We start from the raw sequence: 23,207 nt of genomic DNA, 5'->3' as shown, positions 1-23,207 counted from the left end.
TAGGCTGAAGAGTGTTGTGAGTGTCCGTAAGCTCCGTGCCCCGGAGGGGCCGGACGGTGTGCGCGGCCGCACATCCCGTCAAGGGCGCGTAAACACCGGCGCCTCGCGCGTCAAGGAGCCGTCAGCCCTGCTCAGCCCGGCGGGGTGCGGGCCGCAGGCTCGTCCTCGTGACAGACCTGCTCTATGCCGCTCTGCTGATCGGCGTATTCCTCGTGCTGGCGTTGACCCTGCGTGGTCTGGAACGCCTGTGAATCTCGCCGCCAACATTCTCGGCGGCCTGCTGGCGCTGGGGCTGATCGTTTACCTGCTCATCGCCCTGATCAGGCCGGAGAAATTCTGATGACCGACCTCCAGGCCGGCCTCGTCCAGGTCGGCCTCGTTCTCGCTGCGCTCGCCCTTGCCTACCGGCCATTCGGCGACTACCTGGCGCGGGTCTACTCGACCGAGCGGCACTGGGCCGTGGAACGCGGGCTGTACCGGCTGTTCCGGGTGAACCCGGATTCCCAGCAACGCTGGCCCACCTACGCCGGCGCGGTGCTTGGCTTCTCCCTGGTCGCGATCCTGGCGCTGTACCTGCTGCAACGGCTGCAACCACTGCTGCCGCTGGACTTCGGGCGCGGGGCGGTCGAGCCGGGGACGGCCTTCAACACCGCGGTCAGCTTCGTGACCAACACCAACTGGCAGTCCTACTCCGGGGAGCAGGTGCTCGGGCATTCCGTGCAGCTCGCCGGGCTGACCGTGCAGAACTTCCTGTCCGCCGCGGTGGGTCTTTCCGTCGCCATCGCGCTGGTCCGCGGGTTCGTCCGCACCGGAACCGACCGGCTCGGCAACTTCTGGGTGGACCTGACCAGGGGCACCGTGCGGGTGCTGCTGCCGGTCGCGTTCCTCTTCGCGATCGTGCTGGTCGCGCTCGGGGTGGTACAGAGCCTCGCGGCCGGGGTGGCGGTGCGGGGCCCGGACGGCGCGCTGCACACCATCCCGCTGGCTCCCGCCGCCAGTCAGGAGGCGATCAAGGAGCTCGGCACCAACGGCGGTGGGATCTTCAACGCCAACTCCGCGCACCCCTTCGAGAACCCGAACGCGTGGAGCAACGCGGTGGAGATCTTCCTGCTGCTGCTCGTCCCGGTGTCCCTGACCCGCGCGTTCGGCACCCTGGTCGGCGACCGGAAACAGGGCTACCTGCTGCTGTCGGTGATGGGTGCCATCTGGGCCGGGATGCTGAGCCTCGCCTGGTGGGCGGAGACCCACCCGAACGGCCCGGCCGCGTTGCTGGCGGGCGCGGGCATGGAGGGCAAGGAGGCCCGCTTCGGCCTCGGCACCTCCGCGCTGTTCGCCACCAGCACCACTGGGACCTCGACCGGCGCGGTGAACTCGTGGCACGACAGCTTCAGCGGGCTGGGTGGCCTGGTGCCGTTGCTGAACATGCTCTTCGGCGAGGTCGCACCGGGTGGGGTCGGTGCGGGCCTGTACGGCATCCTGGTGCTGGCGATCATCGCGATGTTCCTCGCCGGGCTGATGGTCGGCCGCACCCCGGAGTACCTCGGCAAGAAGCTCGGCCGCCGCGAGGTCACCTGCGCGGCGATCGCCATGCTGGCCATGCCCACGGTGGTGCTGCTCGGCACCGGGGTGGCCCTGCTGCTGCCGGGGGAGCTGGCGAGCGCGCTGACCAACCACGGCCCGCACGGGCTTTCCGAGGTGCTGTACGCCTACGCCTCGGCAGGCAACAACAACGGCAGCGCGTTCGGCGGGCTCACCGTGACCAGCGACTGGTTCCAGTCCTCGCTCGGCGCCGCCATGCTGCTGGGCCGGTTCCTGCCGATCCTCGCGGTGCTCTGTCTCGCCGGTTCCCTCGCCGCGCAACGGAAGGTCCCTGCCACGGCGGGCACCCTGCCGACCACCGGCCCGCTGTTCGGTTCCGTCCTCGCCGGAACGATCGTCGGCGTCGCGGGGCTGACCTTCGTCCCGGCACTCGCACTCGGTCCCATCGCGGAGGCACTCGCGTGAGCACGACAACCGAACGTCCCCGGCGCACCCCGCCCATCGCGCGGCGGCAGCATGCCGTGAAGACCGGCCGGACGGGCGCGGGTGCGTTCCGTCCCCGGCAGCTGCTGGCCGCGTTGCCGACCGCGTTGCGCAAGCTGCACCCACGGCATCAGCTGGCGAACCCGGTGCTGTTCGTGGTGTGGGCCGGCTCGGTGCTGGTCACCTGGTTCGCGGTGACCGACCCCGGCGTGTTCACCGTGCTGGTCGCGGTCTGGCTGTGGTTCACCGTGCTGTTCGCCAATCTCGCCGAGGCGGTCGCCGAGGGCAGGGGCAAGGCGCAGGCACAGGCCCTGCGCCGGACCAGGAAGGAGACGGTGGCGCGGCGGCTGCGTGCCGACGGCACCGAGGAGGAGGTGCCCGGCACCCGGCTGCGGGTCGGCGACCGGGTGGTGGTGGCGGCGGGGCAGCCGATCCCTGGTGACGGCGATGTGGTCGAGGGGATCGCCACGGTGGACGAGTCGGCCATCACCGGGGAGTCGGCGCCGGTGATCCGGGAGTCCGGCGGCGACCGGTGCGCGGTCACCGGCGGCACCACGGTGTTGTCCGACCGGATCGTGGTGCGGATCAGCACCGCGCCGGGCGAGTCCTTCGTGGACCGGATGATCGCGCTGGTGGAGGGCGCGCAGCGGCGCAAGACCCCGAACGAGATCGCGCTGACCATCCTGCTGTCCACGCTGACCATCATGTTCCTGCTCGCCGTGCTCGCCCTGCAGCCGATGGCGAGCTACTCCGGCGGCAGGCAACCGGTGCTGGTGCTGACCGCGTTGCTGGTCTGCCTGATCCCGACCACGATCGGCGCCCTGCTTTCGGCCATCGGGATCGCCGGGATGGACCGGCTGGTGCAGCGCAACGTGCTGGCCACCTCTGGCCGGGCGGTGGAGGCCGCGGGGGATGTGTCCACCCTGCTGCTGGACAAGACCGGAACCATCACCTTCGGCAACCGCAGGGCCACGGCGCTGCTCCCGGCGGAGGACTCCACTGTGGATGCACTCGCGGCGGCCGCGCGGGCGGCGAGCGTCGCCGACGAGACTCCCGAGGGGCGCAGTATCCGCGAGCTGATCGAGCACGAGCACGGCCTGCCTGCCGGGGCGGACGCGCGGGAGGCGGCCGCGGAGCCCGTGCCGTTCACCGCGCAGACCAGGATGAGCGGGATCGACCTCGGGCCGCGCCGGATCCGCAAGGGCGCGGCGGGCGCCGTTGCCGACTGGGTCACCGGGCTTGGCGGCACCGTGCCCGAGTCCGTACACCGCACCGTGGACGAGGTCGGTGCGCGCGGAGCAACCCCGCTGGTGGTGGCCGAGGCGGACGGGGACACCGCCGTGGTGCACGGCGTCATCCAGCTGTCCGATGTGGTCAAGCCGGGGATGCGGGAACGCTTCGACGAGCTGCGCGCCATGGGCATCCGGACCGTGATGATCACCGGGGACAACCCGCTGACCGCGGGCGCCATCGCCACCGAGGCCGGGGTGGACGACTACCTCGCCGAGGCGAAACCGGAGGACAAGCTCGCGTTGATCCAGCGGGAGCAGCGCGACGGCAGGCTGGTCGCGATGACCGGGGACGGCACCAACGACGCCCCCGCGCTGGCTGCGGCCGATGTCGGGGTCGCGATGAACACCGGGACCTCGGCCGCCAAGGAGGCGGGCAACATGGTGGACCTGGACTCCGACCCGACCAAGCTGATCGAGATCGTCGGCATCGGCAAGCAGCTACTGATCACCCGCGGCGCGCTGACCACCTTCAGCGTGGCCAACGACCTCGCCAAGTACTTCGCCATCCTGCCCGCCATGTTCCTGACGATCCACCCGCAGCTGGACGCCCTGAACATCATGCGACTGGCCACCCCGGAATCGGCGATCCTGTCCGCGGTGATCTTCAACGCGCTGGTCATCGTGGCGCTGATCCCGCTGGCGCTGCGCGGGGTGCGGTACCGGCCCGCGGGCGCGCATGCCCTGCTGCGCAGGAACCTGCTGATCTACGGGCTCGGCGGGGTGCTGACCCCGTTCGCCGGGATCTGGCTCATCGACCTGCTCGTCCGCCTCATTCCGGGAATCGGGTGATCGCCATGCTGCGCAATTTCGTCAATCAGGCCGCGGCCGGGCTGCGGGTGTTGCTGGTGTTCACCGTGCTGCTCGGGGTGGTCTACCCGCTGGGGGTGTGGCTGGTGTCCAGGGCGCCCGGCCTGCAGGAGCGCGCCGAGGGTTCGATCATCACCAGCGATGGCAGGGCCGCCGGTTCCGAGCTGATCGGGATCGACCCGGTGTTCGCAGGCCCGCCTGCCGCCGACCCGTGGTTCCACACCCGCCCCTCGGCAGGCGCGGACGGCCCGCTGGGGCCCGGAGACCCCGCGGCAAGCGGCGGTTCCAACATGGGGGCGTTCAACCCGGAGCTGGTGACCGCGGTGCGGGAGCGGAAGGCGGCCATCGCCGCCCGCGAGGGCGTGCCGCCGGAGCGGGTCCCCGCGGATGCGGTCACCGCATCGGCCTCCGGGGTGGATCCGGCGATCAGCCCGGCCTACGCGCGGCTGCAGGTCCCCCGGGTGGCCCGCAACAACGGGCTGTCCCAGGATCGGGTGCGGCAGCTGGTCGCCGAGCACACGAGCGGGTCGGGCATCGGGCTGCCGGTGGTGACCGTGCTGCCGTTGAACCTGGCCGTGCGGGATGCGCGCGGTGGTTGAGAACACGCTGGGCAGGCGCGATGACGCGGGAGCAGACTGAGGGCGTGGACGAAGGCGACACGCCGCCCGGGACGCGCCGTGGCGAGCTGCGGATCTACCTCGGCGCGGCCCCCGGGGTCGGCAAGACCTACGCCATGCTCGGTGAGGCGCGGCGCAGGCTTGGCCGCGGCACCGACGTGGTGGTGGGGCTGGTCGAGACGCATGGCAGGAACAAGACTGCCGAGCTGCTGGACGGCCTGGAGGTGGTGCCGCGCAAGCGGCTGACCCACCGCGGGCACGAGCTGACCGAAATGGACGTGGATGCCGTGCTGCGCAGGGCACCCGAGGTCGCCGTGGTGGACGAGCTGGCGCATAGCAACGTGCCCGGCTCGCGCAACGAGAAGCGCTGGCACGACGTGCGGGAGCTGCTGGACGCCGGGATCACCGTGCTGTCCACGGTGAACGTGCAGCACCTGCAGAGCCTGAACGACGTGGTGCAGCGGATCACCGGGGTGGCGCAGCGGGAGACCATTCCGGACGAGGTGGTCCGCGCCGCCGAGCAGGTCGAGCTGGTGGACATCACCCCGGAGGCGCTGCGGCGCAGGCTGGCGCACGGCAATGTGTACGCGGCCGAGAAGGTGGATGCCGCGCTGAGCAACTACTTCCAGCCTGGCAACCTCACCGCGCTGCGCGAGCTCGCCCTGCTGTGGGTTGCCGACCAGGTGGAGACCGCCTTGCAGCGGCACCGGGCACAGCAGCGGATCACCGAGACCTGGGAGACCAGGGAACGGGTGGTCGCCGCGATTACCGGCGGACCGGAGAGCGAGACGCTGATCCGGCGGGCCAGCCGGATCGCCGCCCGTGCCGGGGCGGAGCTGCTGGTGCTGCACGTGCTGCGCGGGGACGGCCTGGCGGGCCCCGGCCCGGTGGCGCTCGGGCCCTCCGTGCTCGGCCGCTGCCGGGTACTGGCCGAGGATGTCGGCGCCACCTTCCACACCGTGGTCGGCGACCATGTGCCCAGCGCGCTGCTGGACTTCGCCCGCGGGGTGAACGCCACCCAGCTGGTGCTCGGCACCTCGCGCCGCTCGCGCACCGCGCGGCTGCTGGACGAGGGCATCGGCGCCGCGGTTGTGCACGAGTCCGGGCCGATCGACGTGCATATGGTCACCCACGAGGAGGCGGGCGGCAGGCTGCGCCGCAGGCTCGGCCGCAGCGCCCTGGCACCGTCCCGGCAGCTGCTCGGCTGGCTGCTCGCGGTGCTGGCACCCGCCGCGGTGACCGGGCTGGGGGTCGCGCTGCGCGGGCAGCTGGAGCTGTCCACCAACGTGGTGAACTACTTCCTGGTGTGCGTGGTGATCGCACTGGTCGGCGGGCTCGGGCCCGCGCTGCTCACCTCCGTGCTGTCGGCGCTGCTGCTGAACTTCTTCTTCACCGAGCCGTTCCACACCCTCACGGTGGCGGCGCAGGGCGATGTCATCACGCTGGTCGCCATGGTCCTGGTCGCGGTGCTGGTGTCGCTGGTGGTGGACACCGCGGCCCGGCGGTCCGCCCAGGCATCCGGGGCCCGTACCGAGGCCGCGCTGCTCGCCTCCTACGCGCGCACCGTGCTCACCGACCCCCGGCCACTGGAGCGGCTGCTGGAGAAGGTGCGGGAGAACTTCGGGCTCAGCTCGGTGACCCTGCTGGAGAAGCGGGACGGCCGCTGGCACCGGGTGGCCAGCGTCGGCCCCGACCCGTGCGCGGAACCGGACAGCGCGGACGCGGATATCGCGGTGACCGCCGAGGTGCACCTGGTGCTGCGCGGGCGCACCCTGCCCGCGGCGGACCGCAGGGCACTGGAGGCCGCGGCCGGGCAGGCGCTGCTGGCGTTGCGGCAGCAGCGGATGGCCGCCGCGGCCGCGCAGGCCGAGCGCAAGGCGGCGGCCAACGAGCTGCGCACCGCGTTGCTCTCGGCCGTGGGGCATGACCTGCGCACCCCGCTGACTTCGATCAAGGCCGCGGTGGGCAGCCTGCGGGCGCAGGACATCGAGCTGTCCGCCGAGGACACCGACGAACTGCTCGCCACGGTGGAGGAGTCGGCAGACCGGCTGGTGGGGCTGGTGAACAACCTGCTGGACTCCTCCCGGCTTGCTGCCGGCGCGGTGCGCCCGCTGCTGCGCCCGGTCGGTTACGACGAGGTGGTTTCCTACGCGCTGGCCAATGTGGACGGCGCAGCCGGGGTGCGGGTATCGGTGGACGAGCGGTTGCCGATGGTGCTCGCCGACCCCGGACTGCTGGAGCGGGTGGTGGCCAACGTGGTGGACAACGCGTTGCGGCACGGCGGCGGCAGCGAACCGGTGGCGGTACGCGCCAGCACCCATGCCGAGCAGGTGGAGCTGCGGGTGGTCGACCACGGCAGGGGGCTGCCCAAGGGCGCGGCGGAGTCGGCCTTCGCGCCGTTCCAGCGGCTCGGGGACCGGGACAACACCCCCGGGGTGGGCCTCGGCCTCTCGGTCGCGAAGGGCTTCATGGAGGCCATGGGCGGCACGATCCGGGCGGAGGACACGCCGGGCGGTGGGCTCACCGTCGTGATCTCCTTGCCGGCGAGACGGGAGAGTGGAGTGAACCTGCCATGAGCGTGGACAACGGGGCGGCGCGGCAGCAGGCGGACGAGACCGTGCTGGTGGTGGACGACGAGCCGCAGATCGTGCGTGCGCTGCGGATCAACCTGGCCGCGCGGGGCTACCGGGTGGTCACCGCGCACGACGGCAGCGCGGCCCTGCGCGCGGTCGCCGAGGTGAAGCCGGATGTCGTGGTGCTCGACCTCGGCCTGCCGGATATGGACGGCACCGAGGTGATCGCCGGGCTGCGGGGCTGGACCGCGGTGCCGATCATCGTGTTGTCCGCGCGCGGGGACTCCTCGGACAAGGTGCAGGCCCTGGACGCGGGCGCGGACGACTACGTGACCAAACCCTTCGGCATGGACGAGCTGCTGGCCCGGCTGCGGGCAGCGGTGCGCCGCTCGGTCACCTCCGGCAAGGACGAGGCGGGCGCGGTGGTCGAAACCAGCTCGTTCACCGTGGACCTGGTCGCCAAGAAGGTGATCCGGGACGGCGAAGAGGTGCACCTGACCAAGACCGAGTGGGGCGTGCTGGAGCTACTGGTGCGCAACCGGGGCCGCCTGGTCGCGCAGAAGCAACTGCTGCACGAGGTGTGGGGACCCGCGTACGACACCGAGTCCCACTACCTGCGGGTGTACCTGGCCCAGCTGCGCAGGAAGCTGGAACGCGAGCCCTCCCGGCCCAAGCACCTGCTCACCGAGCCCGGCATGGGCTACCGCTTCGAACTCTGACCCGTTTCCTGCGCGGCGGGTCAGCCCTGGGTGGTGGAGGAGTCGCCGGAGCCGCTGGTTCCGGTGGGAGGTGACGTCGGCGTACCGGTCGGGGACGGCTCACCGGTGCTGGACGAGGGCGGGTCCGTCGTAGGGTCCGGCTCGGTGGTCGGCTCGGTCGGATCCGGGCCGGGACCGGGGTCGGTAGGGGTGCCGTCGCCATTGCTCGGGGGCAGCGGCGGGTTGGGCGGATTCGGGTTGCCTGGGTTGTCACCGTTCGCGGGCGGGGGCGTGATCACCGTGGTGGTCGGGTTGCCGTCCGGGCCGATGCTGACCACGGTCGTCGGAGTCGGCGGGGAGGTGGAGGTCAGCTCACCCGCCACGGCCACCCCGGTCACCGGGACGCCGTCCGCACCGGGAACCGCGTTCCCCGGCACCACCTGCGGGCCACCGGAGCCACCGGTGCCGGGCCCCTGCGCTCCGGCCCCGCCGTCCGCGCTGGACGGGCCGGTGCCGGCCAGCTGGGCGACGCCGCCGAAGGCGGTGGCGATCACCAGCCCGCTCGCGGCGAGCATGAGGTAGCCGGTCCGGTGCAGCCTGCCGCCGGTTTCCGCTGGCGGCGCGAGCTCGGTTCGTTCGTTCTCTCCCGACCCATCGGAAGGGGTCATGCCTGGCTCCTCGCACGAACTTCGGTGGGGACTCAAACGAGCTGATCAGCGCTGGTCAATTGTCGTGCAGATCGCTCGGAAGGGTGAAAATCCTGAGCGGACCCGCGGCACGCTACCACCGGCGGGTGCCGCGGTGCGAGGCCGCCGCCACGCCACGCTGACCCTCGGTGTCCGGCACCATGGAATCGTGCAGGGACGACAGGATGTGACGCGCCTCACTGCCTGGGTGCACGGTCAGGTGCAGGGTGTCGGTTTCCGCTGGTGGACCCGCAGCCGGGCGCTGGAACTCGGGTTGGTCGGCAGCGCGGCCAACCTCGCCGACGGGCGGGTCGAGGTGATCGCCGAGGGGCCGGAGGACCACTGTGCGCGGTTGTTGGCCGCCCTGCGGTCCGGCGAGTCACCCGGTCGGGTGGATCATGTGGCCGAGCGGTGGAGCGACCCGCGCGGCGGCATCGAGGGATTCGTCGAGCGCTGAGCGAGCACCCTCGCGCAACACGGCCCAGGTCCCACCGGTGCCGATGACCGCCCGGTAGCATTCCTCGATTGGCGGGTGCTGCTCAGCGGCAGCGCTGGCCAGCAGCGGATCCGGCAGGGGAAGGTCAGCACCACGTGCACCTCAAGAGCTTGACGCTGAAGGGCTTCAAGTCCTTCGCCTCGGCCACCACGTTGCGGTTCGAGCCGGGCATCACCTGCGTCGTCGGTCCGAACGGTTCGGGCAAGTCCAATGTGCTCGACGCGTTGCGCTGGGTGATGGGCACGCAGGGTGCCAAGGACCTGCGCGGCGGCAAGATGGAGGACGTCATCTTCGCGGGCACCTCCGGCCGGGCCCCGCTGGGCCGGGCCGAGGTGACCCTGACCATCGACAACGCCGACGGCGCCCTGCCCATCGAGTACTCCGAGGTGTCCATCACCAGGCGGATGTTCCGGGACGGCGCCAGTGAGTACGAGATCAACGGCAGCACCTGCCGCCTGCTCGACGTGCAGGAACTGCTCTCCGACTCCGGTATCGGCAGGGAGATGCACGTCATCGTCGGGCAGGGCCAGCTGTCCGACATCCTGCAGGCCAAGCCGGAGGAGCGCCGCGCCTTCATCGAGGAGGCCGCCGGTGTGCTCAAGCACCGCAAGCGCAAGGAGAAGGCGGTCCGCAAGCTCACCGCGATGCAGGGCAACCTGGACCGGCTGAACGACCTCACCAGCGAGCTGCGCCGCCAGCTCAAGCCACTCGGCAAGCAGGCCGAGATCGCCCGCAAGGCGCAGGCCGTGCAGTCCGAGCTGCGCGACTCCCGGCTGCGGCTGCTCGCCGACGACCTGGTGACCCAGCGCAACACCCTGGCCAAGGAGGAGGCCGACGAGAAGGCAGCCAGGGCCCGGCGCGCCGAGGTGGAGCAGGCGCTCGAGGTGGCCACCTCGGAGCAGACCGAGCTGGAGAACGCCATCGCCGAGGACGCGCCGAAGCTGACCGCGGCGCAGGACACCTGGTACAAGCTCTCCGCACTGGCCGAGCGGCTGCGCGGCACCGTGCGGCTGGCGGTGGAGCGGGAGCGCCACCTCTCCGCTGAGGTGGAGACCCCTACCGGTGGCCGCGACCCTGAGGAGCTGCTCGCCGAGGCCGAGGAGGCAGCCGCCCGCGAGGAGGAGCTGAACGAGGGCGTCAACGAGGCCAGGACCATGCTGTCCGAGACGGTCGCCCGCAGGGAGGAACTGGAGCGGGTGGTGCAGGCCGCCGAGCGGGAGCATATGGCCGCCGTGCGCGCCATCGCCGACCGGCGGGAGGGCATCGCCAAGCTGAGCGGCCAGGTCGAGGCGCTGCGCAGCAAGACCGGCGCCACCGCGGACGAGATCGACCGGCTCACCACCGGGATCGAGGAGGCCGAAGGCAGGGCCGAGACCGCGGCCGAGGAGCTGGAGCAGGCCCGCGCCGAGGGCGGGCTGGAGGACTCCGACGACGCCGACCTGCAGGAGCGGCACGACCGCGCGGTACGGGCCAACGAGGACGCCAAGGCCAGGGTGGAGGAGCTGGTCAAGGCCGAGCGGGAGACCGAACGCGAGATCGCGTCGGAGAAGGCGCGGATGGACGCGCTTTCCATGGGACTCAAGCGCAAGGACGGCGCGGGCGCGCTGCTCGGGGCCGCCGACGAGCTGCCCGGCCTGCTCGGCTCGGTGGCCGCGCTGCTCACCGTGGACGCCGGATTCGAGGTGGCGCTGGCCGCCGCGCTCGGGCCGGTGGCCGATGCCGTGGCGGTCTCCGCGGGCGATGACGCCCTCGCCGCGCTGCGCTACCTGAAAGCCCAGGACGCCGGGCGGGCCGGGTTGCTGCTCGGCGGGCCGGAATCGGGTACCGATCCGGCCGGCTGGCCCACCCTGCCCACCACCGCCCACTGGGCCAGGGACGTGGTCCGGGCGCCGGAGGGGCTGCGGCCCGCGGTGGAGCGCGCACTGGACCGGGTGGCCGTGGTGGAGGACCTGGAGGCCGCGCGCAACCTGGTCGGCCTCTACCCCGAGATCAGCACGGTCACCAAGGACGGCGACGTGTTCGGCGCGCACTGGGCGGTCGGCGGCTCGGCTGCGGAGAGCGTGATCGAGGTGCAGGCCGCCGTGGACGAGGCCCAGGACAGGATGCTCGCCGCGGAGCGCAGGCTGGAGCGCACCAGTGCCGAGCTGGAGGGCGCCCGTGCCCAGCAGCAGGACCGCAGGGACGAGGTCGGCAAGGCCAAGGAAGCGCTCAGCGAGGCCAAGGTGCGCAAGGCCCGCTCGGCCGAGCGGCTGAGCAGCATGGAGCAGGCGGTGCGCTCCGCCGAGGCAGATGTGCAGCGGCTGCGGGAGCAGCGCGGCAAGGTCGAGCAGAGCAGGGAGCAGGCGCTGGCCGACCTTGCCGAGCTGGAGGAGCGGCTGGCGGCCGTGTCCGAGCAGCCGGTCGAGGAGGACCCGGACACCTCCGAACGGGATGCCGCCGCCGAGTCCCTATCCACCGTCCGGCAGCAGGAGGTGGACGCCCGGCTGGCCCTGCGCACCGCGGAGGAGCGGGCCAGGGGCATCGCGGGCAAGGCGGACTCGCTGCGCCGTGCCGCGCAGGCCGAGCAGCAGGCGCGGGAGCGGGCGGAGAAGGCGCGGATCGCGCGGGCGTACGGCGCGGAGATCGCCGGGGCCGTGGTCAGCGCCGGTGAGTTCGCGCTGGACCGGATCGAGACCTCACTACAGCGTGCCGCCGCCGAACGGGACGCCGAGCAGGAACGACGGCAGCGCCGCGAGGAGACCCTGGGTCAGGTGCGCAACCGGGTCCGCGAGCTGACCGGGGAGCTGGAGAAGCTGACCGACGCGGTGCACCGGGACGAGGTGCTGCGCGCCGAGCAGCGGATGCGGCTGGAGCAGCTGGAGACCAAGGTGTCCGAGGACTTCGGTATCGGCCTTGACGACCTGGTGGCCGAGTACGGCCCGGACGTGCCGGTGCCCCCCGGCGCCGGGGAGATGGCCGAGTACGAGGCGGCCAAGGAGCGCGGTGAGGCGGTGTCCGAGCCGCAGCCGATCCCGTACGACCGGGACACCCAGGAACGGCGGGCCAAGCGGGCGGAGAAGGACCTGAACCTGCTCGGCAAGGTCAACCCGCTGGCGCTGGAGGAGTTCGCCGCGCTGGAGGAGCGGTACAAGTTCCTCTCCACGCAGCTGGAGGACCTGAAGAAGACCCGCGAGGACCTGGAGAGCGTGATCAAGGAGGTGGACGAGAAGATCCTCGAGGTCTTCACCAGCGCCTACCAGGATGTCGCGCGCGAGTTCGAGACCGTGTTCTCGGTGCTGTTCCCCGGCGGGGAGGGCCGGATGGTGCTCACCGAGCCGAACGACATGCTCGCCACCGGGGTGGACGTGGAGGCCCGCCCGCCTGGGAAGAAGGTCAAGCGGCTGTCCCTGCTGTCCGGCGGGGAGAAGTCGCTGGTCGCGGTCGGCATGCTGGTGGCGATCTTCCGGGCCCGCCCCTCGCCCTTCTACGTGATGGACGAGGTCGAGGCCGCGCTGGACGACACCAACATGCGCAGGCTTATCGGCCTGCTGGAGCAGCTGCGCGCCGCCTCCCAGCTGATCATCATCACGCACCAGAAGGCGACCATGGAGATCGCCGACGCCCTCTACGGGGTGAGCATGCAGGGCGACGGCATCACCCAGGTGATCTCCCAGCGCCTGCGTTCCGATGACGAGGTGGAGCAGCCCGAACCCGCCCAGGCCTAGCGGCGTGTTTGCCGCCCACGCGCACGTGTTTGCTCCCCACGTACGCGCGTTGGCCGTCCATGCACGTGAGTTTTGCCGCTCCCGTGTGGTTCGGCCGGCCGCGTCAGCTGCCGAACACCCGCCGGGCGTTGCCGGCCAGGAACAGCTCGGTGGTTTCCTCGTCCAGCTCGAGCTCGTCCAGGCCGTCCAGCGCCCGCCGCGGGGTGAGCATCGGGTAGTTCGTGCCGAACAGCACTTTGCGCCTGCCGTGCGCGCGCAGGTAACTCACCAGCTCGGCCGGGTAGCGACGGACGGTGTAGGCCGAGGTGTCGATGTACACGTTCGGGTACTTGGTGGCCAGCGCGATCATCTCGGTCGTCCATGGGTAGCCGATATGCCCGGCCACGATGGTCAGCTCGGGGAAGTCCAGTGCCACCTCGTCCAGGTACGGGATGGGCCTGCCGGTCTCCGAGCCGCGTAGTGGCCCGGTGTGACCGACCTGGGTGCAGAACGGGATGCCGAGCTCGACGCACTCGGCGTACAGCGGGTAGTAGCGCCGATCGTTCGGCGGCAGACCCCACAGCCAGGGCACCACCCGCAGCGCCACGAACCCCAGCTCGCGCACCGCGCGCCGCAGTTCCCGCACGGCCGCCATCGGGGTGCGCAGGTCCACCGAGGCCACCCCGCCGAACCGCTCCGGCGCCTGCGCGACGAACCCGGCCACCTCGTCGTTCGACACCAGCGCGCCCTCCGGGCCATGCCACGCGCTGAGCAGCGCCCGGTCCACCCCGCCAGCGTCCAGCGCGGCCACCGTGGCCGAGACCGGCACCTCCCCGGCCGGGATCTCCTCGCCAAGCCAGCGGCGCAGCGAGTCGAGCATCTCGTGCCGGAGGAACCGGGGCGTGGGGTGCTGCGCCCACACGTCGATGATCGGCATGGTGCTGCTCCTTCCGCGAAAAGGCGTGGACGGCGCGGTACGTCATGGGCAGGCTAGCCCGGTATGAGCGCTTTCGTGCAGAACATCGCCATTGACTGTGCCGACCCCTACCAGCTTGCCCAGTTCTGGAGCCAGGTCGTCGACCGCCCGATCTCCGATGAGGACTCCCCAGGCGATCCGGAGGCCTCGATCTCCCTCGGCAACGGGGTGGACCTCGTCTTCCTGCAGGTACCCGAGGCCAAGGCGGTCAAGAACCGGCTGCATGTGTGCCTACGCCCGCAGGACCGGACCCGGGAGGAGGAGGTGCGGCGGCTGCTCGACCTGGGCGCGACCATGGTCGCCGACCACCGTGAGCCGGGCGCCACCTGCATGGGCTGGGCCGTGCTGGCCGACCCGGCAGGCAATGAGTTCTGCGTGCTGTGCAGTCCGGCGGAGCGGGCCGCGGGCTGAACCGAACGAATACCCCGCCGTCCTTCCATTTTGGATTGTTGAAATAGCAATTCTTCGTACCACTCGGATGGCGGGTGCTCCTCGTCGGAATGTTCAGTAGCCTATTTGAGTCGCTCATCGGATTTGCCGCGGCGATCCCGCGTTCCGCGTCGGCACAGCGGCTCCCCCGAATATCGTGTTCGGATTACGAATCCGGTGGGCAATCCCCGTCGAGGGCGACGAAATTCCGAATGGAGGCGATACGTGGCTGACAGCGCGTTCAGTCCGACCGGCCGCCGCCGTCGCCGCCAGGGCGGCAGGCGGCACCAGTACCTGGTGCGCTATGACGATCAGGAGGACGCTCTCGTCCGCAGGCGGGCCGCCGAACTCGGGCTTTCGGTTCCGGCTTTCCTGTCCATCCTGAGCCTGCGCTGCGAGCTGACCACCTGCCGCGCGGGCGATCCGGCGCGGCCGTGCGGCGCAAGGAGCACCTGTCTGACCTGCCTGCTGACGGACTGAGTCCGGGTGGGTGGCGGCCGAGCGGGGCCGCCACCCACCGTGGACTCACGCCGCCTTGGCCTCGGCCTCCGGCTCGGCAGGCGGCCCGCTGCGCGGGTCGTCCGTGCGGTGCCGCAGCGAGAGCAGGCCACCGACCAGCAGGGTCACCACCACGCCGAGCGGGACGTACCAGGGGAAGGCCAGCGTCTTCGTCTCCCCGTCCACGGTGAACTCGACGCCGAGGATGAACACCGCGTTCACCACGATGGTCGTCCCGAACGCCACGATCGCGTCGGACTGCCTGGCCCGCTTCACCAGCATGCCGAGGAAGAAGGCGCCGAGCAGCGCGCCGTAGGTGTAGCTGGCGATGCTCAGCCCCACCTCGACCACCGGCTGGTCGGTGCTGGTGAACAGCGAGCCGAAGATCACGAACACCCCGGCCCAGATCAGCGTCCACAGCTTGGCGTGCCGCAGCACCGAGGAGTCCGGCATCCGGCGGCGCTTGGTGAAGCGCTGGTACAGGTCGCTGACGGTGGAGGTGGACAGCGAGTTGAGCGAGGAGGAGATCGTGCTCATGGCCGCCGCCAGGATGCCGGCGACCAGCAACCCGGCCAGCCCGGATGGCAGCTCGTTCACGATGAAGGTGGGGAACAGTTCGTCGCTGGCCGCCATGCCCATGTCCGCCGGCGCCACGCCCCGGTAGAACGACCAGAGCATCGCCCCGACCACCAGGAACAGACCGAACTGCAGGAAGACCACGAAGCCGCTGGCGATCACGGCCTTCTGGCTCTCCCGGACGTTGCGGCAGGCCAGCAGGCGCTGCACCATCAGCTGGTCCGCGCCATGCGAGGCCATCGCGAACAGCGCGCCGCCGACCACCGCGGTGATGAAGGCGTACTGCGAGGTGATCAGGTCGGAGGAGAAGTCGAACAGCTGGAACTTGCCCGCGTCCACCGCCGAGCCGAACCAGCCGTCCGGCAGCTTGCCCGCCAGGATGATCACCGCGAACAGCGCGCCGAGGATGTAGATGCCCATCTGGATGACGTCCACCCAGACGACCGCCCTGATCCCGCCGAGGTAGGTGTAGATCACCGCGAACAGCGCGATCACCGCCACGATCATCCAGTACGAGGCGCTGACGCCGAAGGCCTCCAGCATCACCTTCACCGGGATCGCGGTGGCGAACAGCCGGACGCCGTCGGCCAGCAACCGGGTGATCAGGAAGGTGACCGAAGCGGTGCCCTGCAACCCGTTGCCGAACCGTTTGCCGAGAAAGGCGTAGGCGCTGACCATATCGCCGGAGTAGTACTTCGGCAGCAGCACGAAAGCCACCAGCGTCCGGCCGATCAGGTAACCGATCGCCAGCTGCAGGTAGGTGATGTTGCCGAGATAGGCGACGGTCGGCACGCTGATCACGGTCAGCGTCGAGGTTTCGGTGGCCACCACCGAGAACGTCACCGCCCACCAGGGGATCCGCCTGCTGCCGACGAAGTAGTCGGTGGACGAGGTCTGCTTTCCGCCGATGGCGATCCCCAGTAGCGGCGTTCCCACCAGAAAGACCGCGATGATCGCGAGGTCAAGTGCGCGCATTGATATCTCCTACCGGTTGTTGCGATGCCGCCGCTACCCGCAATCGAGTAATGGCCTCGCGCCGCGGCGGGGGCAGCGAGAGCGGACCCGATCCGGGAGTGATGCTGCCCAGCAGGCGCGGGCCCGCCGCACCGGTCGCGCTGGGCACGTTCGCCGGGAGCCCGTGCCAGGTCAGCCAGCCGAGCACCGCGGTGAGGTAGGCCTCCTTCGCCGTGGCGGGCAGGCCGAGTTCCTCGCTGGTGGCCAGCGCGCCCGGGGGCAGGTGCGCGGCAAGGGCCCGTAGCAGCGCCGGGTTCGCCACCCCGCCGCCGGAGGCCAGCACCGTGTGCACGCCGTGCCGCGCGCACTCCCGCGCGATGGTGACCGCGGTGAGCTCGGTCAGCGTCGCCAGCAGGTCGGCGTCGGCGATCGGGGGCAGCCCTTCGGCCGCGGCGCGGAAGTACCCGGCGTGGAAGCGTTCCTTGCCGGTGGACTTCGGTGGTGGCGCCGCGTAGTACGGATCGTCCAGCAACCGCTCGAGCAGGTCAGGGCGCACGCTGCCGCTGGCGGCCAGCGCGCCGTCCAGGTCGCTGCGCTGGCCACCACCGGAGACCTGCACGGCGGCGGCGTCGATCAGCGCGTTACCCGGCCCGGTGTCGTAGGCCAGCGGGTCGCCTTCCGGGGTGACCACGGTCAGGTTGGCGATCCCGCCGATGTTCAACGCGGCCGCGGGCTTGCGGCCGGCGTCGACGAGGGAGCGCAGCCACAGCGCGTCCAGCGTGCTGGCCAGCGGCGCGCCGTGGCCGCCAGCCGCCACGTCCCGCACCCGCAGGTCGGCGAGCACGGGCAGCCCGGTGCGTTCGGCGATCCAGGCAGGCTGGCCGAGCTGCAGGGTGCCCTCGACCGTGCCGTTCTCCACCCAGTGGAAGATCGTCTGCCCGAGCGAGGCCACCAGGTCCGCACGTCCCTCGGTGAGCCGATCGATACCTTCCAGCGCCGCCGTGGCGAAGGCCTTGCCGACGCCGGTGTCCAGCCGGGTGAGCTGCTCCGCGCTGCACTCGCCCGGCGGGAGCGCCGCGAGCAGCCCGGCACGCAGCTCCTCCGGGTAGTCCAGTTCCAGATGGCCGAGCGGGACCAGTACCAGCTCCTCGCCGGTGGCATGCAGGTCGGCGGCCGCCACGTCGATGCCGTCGACCGAGGTGCCGGAGATCAGTCCGAGAACGCGCATTTGCAGTGGTCTAGTCCATGTGGTGGATGTGCGGCAAGTCATACGGTTTTTTCTTTGCCGAATTGAGTTCTAAGCCGTTGAACCTTCACGGTGCGGTGGCCGGAGGTGGCGCGGGGTGGCCGGATGCGAGGATGGCGGCGTGTCGAGCAACCTCTGGTTCTGGGTCATCGTCGTAGCTGTCGTCGTGCTGGTGATCGGGCTCGTCGCCGGGTTGACCATCACGCGCCGCCGCAAGATCAACCTGCGCGAGTCCGAGCGGGTGGAGGGCGAGCAGCCCACGGGCGGCGGTTACCAGGCAGGCGGTGGGATCGCGCTGGCCCCCGGCGGGGAACGCGAGCGGGAGGCCGAGCGGCCCCCGCATCCCGCGGGCGAGCGCACCGAGGTGGACGGGCAGCCCGGGGTCGGGGACGACGCCTCGGTGCCACGGGACGCGCCGCGCCGCGGCATCGTGGACGTCACCCTGCCCGAGGAGGAAACGAAGGCGCCCGAGCCGGAACCGGAGCCCGAACCCGAGCCCGCGCCGGAGCCCGCCGACGAGATCGCGCCCACCACCGGACGGCTGGAGCGGCTGCGCGGAAGGCTGTCGAAGTCGCGGTCCTCGCTGGGCCAGGGCCTGCTCGGCCTGCTCGGCGCGGGTGACCTGGACGAGGACTCCTGGCAGGAGATCGAGGACACCCTGCTGGTGGCCGACCTCGGGGCGAGCACCACCACCGAGATCGTCGAGCGGCTGCGCGCCGAGCTGTCCACCCGCGGGGTGCGCACGGCCGAGGACGCGCGCGCGGCCTTGCGGCAGGTACTCACCGAGGCACTCGGCCCGGAGGAGGACCGTTCGGTGCGCGCGCTGCCGCACGAAGTGGATGGCGGCAGGCAGCCCGCGGTGGTGCTGGTCGCCGGGGTGAACGGCACCGGCAAGACCACCACCACCGGCAAGCTGGCCAGGGTGCTCGTCGCCCAGGGCAGGCAGGTGCTACTGGGCGCGGCGGACACCTTCCGCGCCGCCGCCGCCGATCAGCTGCAGACCTGGTCCGAGCGGGTCGGGGCCGAGGTGGTGCGCGGTAAGGAGGGCGCCGACCCGGCCTCGGTGGCCTTCGACGCGGTGAAGCGCGGGATGGACACCGGCGTGGACGCCGTGCTGGTGGACACCGCGGGCAGGCTGCACACCAAGACCGGCCTGATGGACGAGCTGGGCAAGGTCAAGCGGGTGGTGGAGAAGCAGGCCCCGGTGGACGAGGTGCTGCTGGTGCTTGACGCCACCACCGGGCAGAACGGCCTGGCCCAGGCGCGGGTGTTCGCCGAGGTGGTGGACGTGACCGGGATCGTGCTGACCAAGCTGGACGGCACGGCCAAGGGCGGCATCGTGTTCCAGGTCCAGCGCGAGCTCGGTGTGCCGGTGAAGCTGGTCGGGCTGGGGGAGGGCCCGGACGACCTGGCGCCGTTCGAGCCCTCCGCCTTCGTGGATGCCCTACTCGGGACCTAGTACACGCTTTCTAGTCGACACAGCGGGTCTCACCCGGTGGCGGGGGCCCTTCGCCTGGCGTCGTCGTGCCGGGGACCGGGTCCCCGGTGAACACGTGCCGCACGTACGGGCGGACGTCCTCGGGATCGACCGCGTTCGCGAGCCCGCCGCCGGGGGTCTCCATCGAGCTGGCCGCGACCGGGATGGTCCCGCGCGCGGGTTGTCCAGGGGAATGTCCCGCAGCCGCTCGGCGAACCCGAGCAGGTCCCAGCCGGGGTCGGTGCGCACCCCCTCACGCACCGTCGCGAGCACGGCGGCCGGCTCGGCACCCTCATCCACCCGCTGCAGCAGCGAACGCAGGAACACCTGCTGGCGCACGATCCGGTCGAGGTCCCCGTGCGGCAACCCGTGCCGTTGCCGGAGGAACGCCAGGGCGTCCGACCCCGCCAGGGTCTGCCGCCCGGCAGGGAAGGTGGCGCCGGTGATCGGATCGGAGCTCCGCCGGTTCAGGCACACCGGCACCCCGCCGACGGCCTCGCTGAGCGGCCCCACCACGGCCATCCGCATAGTGGCGTAGTGGTCGATCCGTACCCCGGTGAGTTTGCTGACGGTGTCGACAAGGCCCGGCATCCCTGCCTCGGCGTGTACCTCGCCGATGCCGCGTCCCCCGGACCAGGGCCCGACCACCCAGGAGTCCCTTGGTATGGACACCGTGGCCACGCCATCCGACGCGACCCTGGCGAGCGCGATCGCGTCGGGGTTGCCGGCCTCGTCCAGGCCGGCGAGCAGGATGTGCTGCGCGGGCGGGGCGGTAGCGGCCCCCGTGGTGCTGGGCTCCTCGCGCTGCAGCACCTGCGGCACCACGACGGCGGCCACGCCCGCGATGACCACCGTGGCGGCCGCCGCGGCCAGCACCGGACCGCGGCGGCGCGTGGTGCGGCCGCGCTCCGGCGCCCGATCCAGTTCGGCGCGGACCAGCTCGGGGGACACCGCCCGGCCCGCCTCCTCGGCACATGCCTCGCGGATGAGCTGTTCGGTGTGGTCGCGGTTCATGACAGTGCCTCCTTCACCGGACGCCGTGCGCCGGGGCCCGCGGGTTCGTCGGCGCGCAGGGTGCCCAGCGCGCGGGAGATGTGACTGCGCACGGTGCCTGCCGTGCAGCCGAGTACTTCGGCGATCTCGGCGTCGTCGAGGTCCTCGTAGTAACGCAGCACGATGGCCGCCCGCTGCTTGCGCGGCAGCCGGGCGATGCGACCGCGCATCGCGTCGCGCTCGGCGTGCCGGTCCGCCCCGTCCTCGACCGGGACGGCGGCCCGCTCCAGCGCCGCGTGGGTCGAGGCGACCGTGCGTGCCGCCTTACGCCTGCGCCAGGAGAGGTACTCGTTGGTCAGCATGCGCCGCACGTACAGCTCCGGCGCCCGCATCGTCGCGATGCGGGGCCAGTGTCGCTGCGCGCGCAGCAGGACCTCCTGCACCACGTCCTGCGCCAGGTGTGGATCACAGGTCAGCGCGGTCGCGTAGCGCAGCAGCCGGTCGAGCCGGTCGGTGACGAAGTCGTCGAAGCCTTCCCGCACCCGCCGCTCCCTTCTGTGTAGGTGGTTGCGGTGCGAGAAACGCCTCGGGTTCCGTGGTTTGTTGAGCCCGAGGTCAGGTGACGGTCGTCACGCCGTGAGGTCGCGCGCCGCGAGCTGCTCGGAAAGGGCGGTCGCGATGCGCTGCACCACGGGCGCGATCCGGGACACCGCCTCCTTGGTCAGCCTGCCCTCCGGGCCGGAAACCGAGACCGCAGCCGGGGTCGGCGCCCCGTCCACGGACACCGCGATGCACCGCACCCCGAGCTCCTGCTCACTCTCGTCCAGCGCGTAGCCCTGCGCCGCGATCTCCGCCAGGTGGGTGAGGAAGGGTTCCACCTCGGTGTGCGTGTGCTCGGTGTAGGCGGGCATCCCGGTGCGGCCGAGCAGGGCCCTGGCCTCCTCGGCAGGCAGCTGGGCGAGCATCGCCTTGCCGACCCCGGTGCCGTGCGGCAGCAGCCTGCGCCCGACCTCGGTGAACATGCGCATGGAGTGCCGGGAGGGCACCTGCGCGACGTAGACCACCTCGTCGCGTTCCAGTACGGCCAGGTTCGCGGTCTCGCCGACGGCGTCGACCAGCTCGGCCAGCAGCGGGCGGGCCCAGGTGCCGAACTGCAGGCTGGCGTTCTCGCCGAGCCGGATCAGCCGGGCGCCGAGGGCGTAACGGCGGTTCAGGTTCTGCCGTACGTAGCCGAGCGCGACCAGGGTGCGGATGAGCCGGTGGATCGTCGGCATGGGCAGCCCGGAGGAGGCGGCGAGCTCGGAGAGGCTGGCCTCGCCGCCGGTGTCGGCGAGGTGCTCCAGCAGCTCGAACGCGCGCTGCAGGGACTGCACCCCGCTACTACCGTCACGACTGCCTTTCTCGTTCGCCACGTGCACATCCTCTCGTCCGGAGTGGCCCATGAGGGACACCACCCACCCCGCGCGTTGAGCTTCCGCTATGCAGAAACTATAGTCCGATATGTAAAACGTACAGACGTCTTCCTGAAAGCCACAGTGAGGTGTTGGCATGTCTGAGGTCCAGGTGCTCGGCGGTTCGGTCGAGCGCGGTGACGAGATCCTCACGCCGGAGGCCCTGCAGTTCCTCGGTGACCTGCACGACCGGTTCGCCGGACGGCGGGACGAGTTGCTGCAGGCACGCTCCCTGCGCCGGGAGGAGGCGGCGCGCACCGGCAGGCTGGACTTCCTGCCGGAGACCCGCGAGGTGCGCGAGGGGGACTGGCAGGTCGCGGAGGCCCCGGCCGCGCTGCGTGACCGCAGGGTGGAGATCACCGGCCCCACCGACCGCAAGATGACCGTGAACGCGCTGAACTCCGGCGCCAAAGTGTGGCTGGCCGACCTGGAGGACGCCAACACCCCGCATTGGGAGAACGTGGTCTCCGGCCAGGTCAACCTGCACGACGCGGTGCGCGGCACGGTGGAGCTGACCACGCCGGAGGGCAAGCACTACTCGCTGCGCGATGACGTCGCGCGCCCCACCATCGTGATGCGGCCGCGTGGCTGGCATCTGGACGAGCGCAACCTGAAGATCGGCGACCGCAAGGCCGTCGGTGCGCTGGTGGACTTCGGGCTGTACTTCTTCCACAACGTGCGGGCGTTGCTGAGCAACGACTCGGGCCCGTACTTCTACCTGCCGAAGATGGAGAGCCACCTCGAGGCGCGGCTGTGGAACGAGGTGTTCACCTTCGCCGAGGCGGAGCTTGGCATCGAGCACGGCACGATCCGCGCCACCGTGCTGATCGAGACCATCCCGGCTGCCTTCGAGATGGAGGAGATCCTCTACGAGCTGCGCGAGCACGCCTCCGGGCTGAACGCGGGCCGGTGGGACTACCTGTTCAGCGTGATCAAGTACTTCCGGGACGCGGGCGCGAACTTCGTGCTACCGGACCGCAACAGCGTCACCATGACCGCGCCGTTCATGCAGGCCTACACCGAGCTGCTGGTGCGTACCTGCCATAAGCGCGGGGCGTTCGCGATCGGCGGGATGGCCGCGTTCATCCCGAACCGCAAGGACCCCGAGGTCACCGAGAAGGCCATGGCCAAGGTGCGCGACGACAAGGCGCGGGAGGCAGGCGACGGCTTCGACGGCTCCTGGGTGGCCCACCCCGGCATGGTGGACCTGTGCCGCGAGGAGTTCGACAAGGTGCTCGGCGACAAGCCGAACCAGCTCGACCGCACCCGGGACGAGGTGCGGGTGACCGCCGATCAGCTGCTGGACGTGGCGGCCACCGAGGGCAGCGCCACCATGGCCGGGCTGCGCGGCGCGGTGGACGTCGGGGTGCGTTACCTGGCCTCCTGGCTGGGCGGCACCGGTGCGGCCGCCATCCACAACCTGATGGAGGATGCCGCCACCGCGGAGATCTCCCGTTCCCAGGTGTGGCAGTGGGTGCGCAACGGCATCACGCTGGAGGGTGGCGAGCAGGTCACCGAGGAACTGGTGCGCTCGGTGCTGGACGAGGTGCACAAGGACCTGGCCGGCCAGATCCCCGCCGAGCTGCTGGAACCCGCGGTCGAGCTGTTCGAGCAGGTCGCCCTGGCCAAGGACTTCGCCGACTTCCTCACCCTCCCCGCCTACGAGCGCATCCAGTAGCCCACTGGTGTGAGTGGCCCGTTCACTGCGAGATTTGCAGCGAACGGGCCACTCA

The 23,207-nt window shown here is 71.3% G+C and carries 19 protein-coding genes; 12 read left to right on the top strand and 7 right to left on the bottom strand.

Annotated elements, in window-relative coordinates; all coding sequences use genetic code 11:
* Positions 1–247: 247 nt before the first annotated feature.
* Genes kdpF through KOI47_RS26575 form a run of 6 tightly spaced genes read left to right on the top strand, consistent with a single transcriptional unit; the run spans position 248 to position 8,030 of the window.
* Entirely contained in the window at positions 248–340 is a 93-nt protein-coding gene (gene kdpF / locus KOI47_RS26600; protein ID WP_216208960.1) for a K(+)-transporting ATPase subunit F, read from the top strand.
* On the top strand, positions 340–2,004 hold the full coding sequence (kdpA, locus tag KOI47_RS26595) for a potassium-transporting ATPase subunit KdpA (RefSeq protein ID WP_216208957.1): 1,665 nt from the start codon (positions 340–342) through the stop codon (positions 2,002–2,004). The genes kdpF and kdpA overlap by 1 nt, the downstream gene beginning before the upstream one ends.
* On the top strand, positions 2,001–4,103 hold the full coding sequence (kdpB, locus tag KOI47_RS26590; RefSeq protein ID WP_216208954.1) for a potassium-transporting ATPase subunit KdpB: 2,103 nt from the start codon (positions 2,001–2,003) through the stop codon (positions 4,101–4,103). The genes kdpA and kdpB overlap by 4 nt, the downstream gene beginning before the upstream one ends.
* Positions 4,104–4,108: 5 nt before the next feature.
* A complete protein-coding gene (locus KOI47_RS26585) occupies positions 4,109–4,720 on the top strand; it encodes a potassium-transporting ATPase subunit C (protein ID WP_216208951.1) in 612 nt (203 codons plus the stop codon).
* A 20-nt stretch (positions 4,721–4,740) separates the two neighbouring features.
* Positions 4,741–7,314 (top strand): sensor histidine kinase, encoded by a 2,574-nt coding sequence (locus tag KOI47_RS26580; protein WP_216208946.1) that lies wholly within the window; start codon positions 4,741–4,743, stop codon positions 7,312–7,314.
* Positions 7,311–8,030: a response regulator gene (locus tag KOI47_RS26575; protein WP_216208943.1), complete on the top strand. Its 720-nt coding sequence runs from the start codon at positions 7,311–7,313 to the stop codon at positions 8,028–8,030. Before KOI47_RS26580 ends, KOI47_RS26575 begins: the two co-directional genes overlap by 4 nt.
* A gap of 20 nt (positions 8,031–8,050) precedes the next feature.
* On the opposite strand, the gene KOI47_RS26570 is transcribed toward KOI47_RS26575, so the two are convergent.
* Positions 8,051–8,677 carry a hypothetical protein gene (locus tag KOI47_RS26570; protein ID WP_216208940.1) on the bottom strand — a complete coding sequence of 209 codons (627 nt, stop codon included), beginning with the start codon at positions 8,675–8,677 and terminating at the stop codon, positions 8,051–8,053.
* A 205-nt stretch (positions 8,678–8,882) separates the two neighbouring features.
* Between KOI47_RS26570 and KOI47_RS26565 the strand changes: the two genes are divergently transcribed.
* Positions 8,883–9,152 (top strand): acylphosphatase, encoded by a 270-nt coding sequence (locus tag KOI47_RS26565; RefSeq protein ID WP_232376268.1) that lies wholly within the window; start codon positions 8,883–8,885, stop codon positions 9,150–9,152.
* 134 nt (positions 9,153–9,286) lie between these two features.
* Positions 9,287–12,895 carry a chromosome segregation protein SMC gene (smc, locus tag KOI47_RS26560; protein ID WP_216217573.1) on the top strand — a complete coding sequence of 1,203 codons (3,609 nt, stop codon included), beginning with the start codon at positions 9,287–9,289 and terminating at the stop codon, positions 12,893–12,895.
* A 103-nt stretch (positions 12,896–12,998) separates the two neighbouring features.
* Here smc and KOI47_RS26555 read toward each other — a convergent pair whose 3' ends face one another.
* The gene (locus tag KOI47_RS26555) at positions 12,999–13,811 is read right to left on the bottom strand and encodes an amidohydrolase family protein (RefSeq protein ID WP_216208934.1); all 813 of its coding nucleotides are present in this window, start codon (positions 13,809–13,811) and stop codon (positions 12,999–13,001) included.
* A 63-nt stretch (positions 13,812–13,874) separates the two neighbouring features.
* On the opposite strand from KOI47_RS26555, the gene KOI47_RS26550 reads away from it, so the two are divergent.
* Positions 13,875–14,261 carry a VOC family protein gene (locus KOI47_RS26550; RefSeq protein ID WP_216208932.1) on the top strand — a complete coding sequence of 129 codons (387 nt, stop codon included), beginning with the start codon at positions 13,875–13,877 and terminating at the stop codon, positions 14,259–14,261.
* Between the two features lie 243 nt (positions 14,262–14,504).
* A complete protein-coding gene (locus KOI47_RS26545; protein WP_216208929.1) occupies positions 14,505–14,759 on the top strand; it encodes a hypothetical protein in 255 nt (84 codons plus the stop codon).
* A gap of 45 nt (positions 14,760–14,804) precedes the next feature.
* Here KOI47_RS26545 and KOI47_RS26540 read toward each other — a convergent pair whose 3' ends face one another.
* Complete coding sequence (locus KOI47_RS26540) at positions 14,805–16,328, bottom strand: sodium:solute symporter (RefSeq protein ID WP_216208925.1); 1,524 nt, start codon at positions 16,326–16,328, stop codon at positions 14,805–14,807.
* Positions 16,315–17,535, bottom strand: coding sequence for an anhydro-N-acetylmuramic acid kinase (locus KOI47_RS26535; RefSeq protein WP_216208922.1), 1,221 nt, complete (start codon positions 17,533–17,535; stop codon positions 16,315–16,317). The genes KOI47_RS26540 and KOI47_RS26535 overlap by 14 nt, the downstream gene beginning before the upstream one ends.
* 139 nt (positions 17,536–17,674) lie before the next feature.
* Between KOI47_RS26535 and ftsY the strand changes: the two genes are divergently transcribed.
* Positions 17,675–19,012, top strand: a complete 1,338-nt coding sequence (gene ftsY / locus KOI47_RS26530) for a signal recognition particle-docking protein FtsY (RefSeq protein ID WP_216208920.1) — start codon at positions 17,675–17,677, stop codon at positions 19,010–19,012.
* Here the strand turns inward: ftsY and KOI47_RS26525 are convergent.
* From KOI47_RS26525 to KOI47_RS26515, 3 genes are all read right to left on the bottom strand, one after another.
* A complete protein-coding gene (locus tag KOI47_RS26525) occupies positions 18,998–20,044 on the bottom strand; it encodes an LCP family protein (RefSeq protein WP_216208917.1) in 1,047 nt (348 codons plus the stop codon). The two genes, ftsY and KOI47_RS26525, sit on opposite strands and share 15 nt — an antisense overlap.
* Entirely contained in the window at positions 20,041–20,565 is a 525-nt protein-coding gene (locus tag KOI47_RS26520; protein ID WP_216208913.1) for a SigE family RNA polymerase sigma factor, read from the bottom strand. Before KOI47_RS26520 ends, KOI47_RS26525 begins: the two co-directional genes overlap by 4 nt.
* An 87-nt stretch (positions 20,566–20,652) precedes the next feature.
* Positions 20,653–21,435, bottom strand: a complete 783-nt coding sequence (locus tag KOI47_RS26515; RefSeq protein ID WP_232376267.1) for an IclR family transcriptional regulator — start codon at positions 21,433–21,435, stop codon at positions 20,653–20,655.
* A gap of 136 nt (positions 21,436–21,571) precedes the next feature.
* Between KOI47_RS26515 and aceB the strand changes: the two genes are divergently transcribed.
* Positions 21,572–23,152, top strand: a complete 1,581-nt coding sequence (gene aceB / locus KOI47_RS26510; RefSeq protein ID WP_216208907.1) for a malate synthase A — start codon at positions 21,572–21,574, stop codon at positions 23,150–23,152.
* The last annotated feature ends 55 nt before the right edge of the window (positions 23,153–23,207 follow it).

This window comes from Amycolatopsis aidingensis (assembly GCF_018885265.1).
Taxonomy (GTDB): domain Bacteria; phylum Actinomycetota; class Actinomycetes; order Mycobacteriales; family Pseudonocardiaceae; genus Amycolatopsis; species Amycolatopsis aidingensis.
The sequence above is the reverse complement of the archived record's forward strand: the minus strand, read 5'-3'. Positions and strand labels throughout refer to the sequence as shown.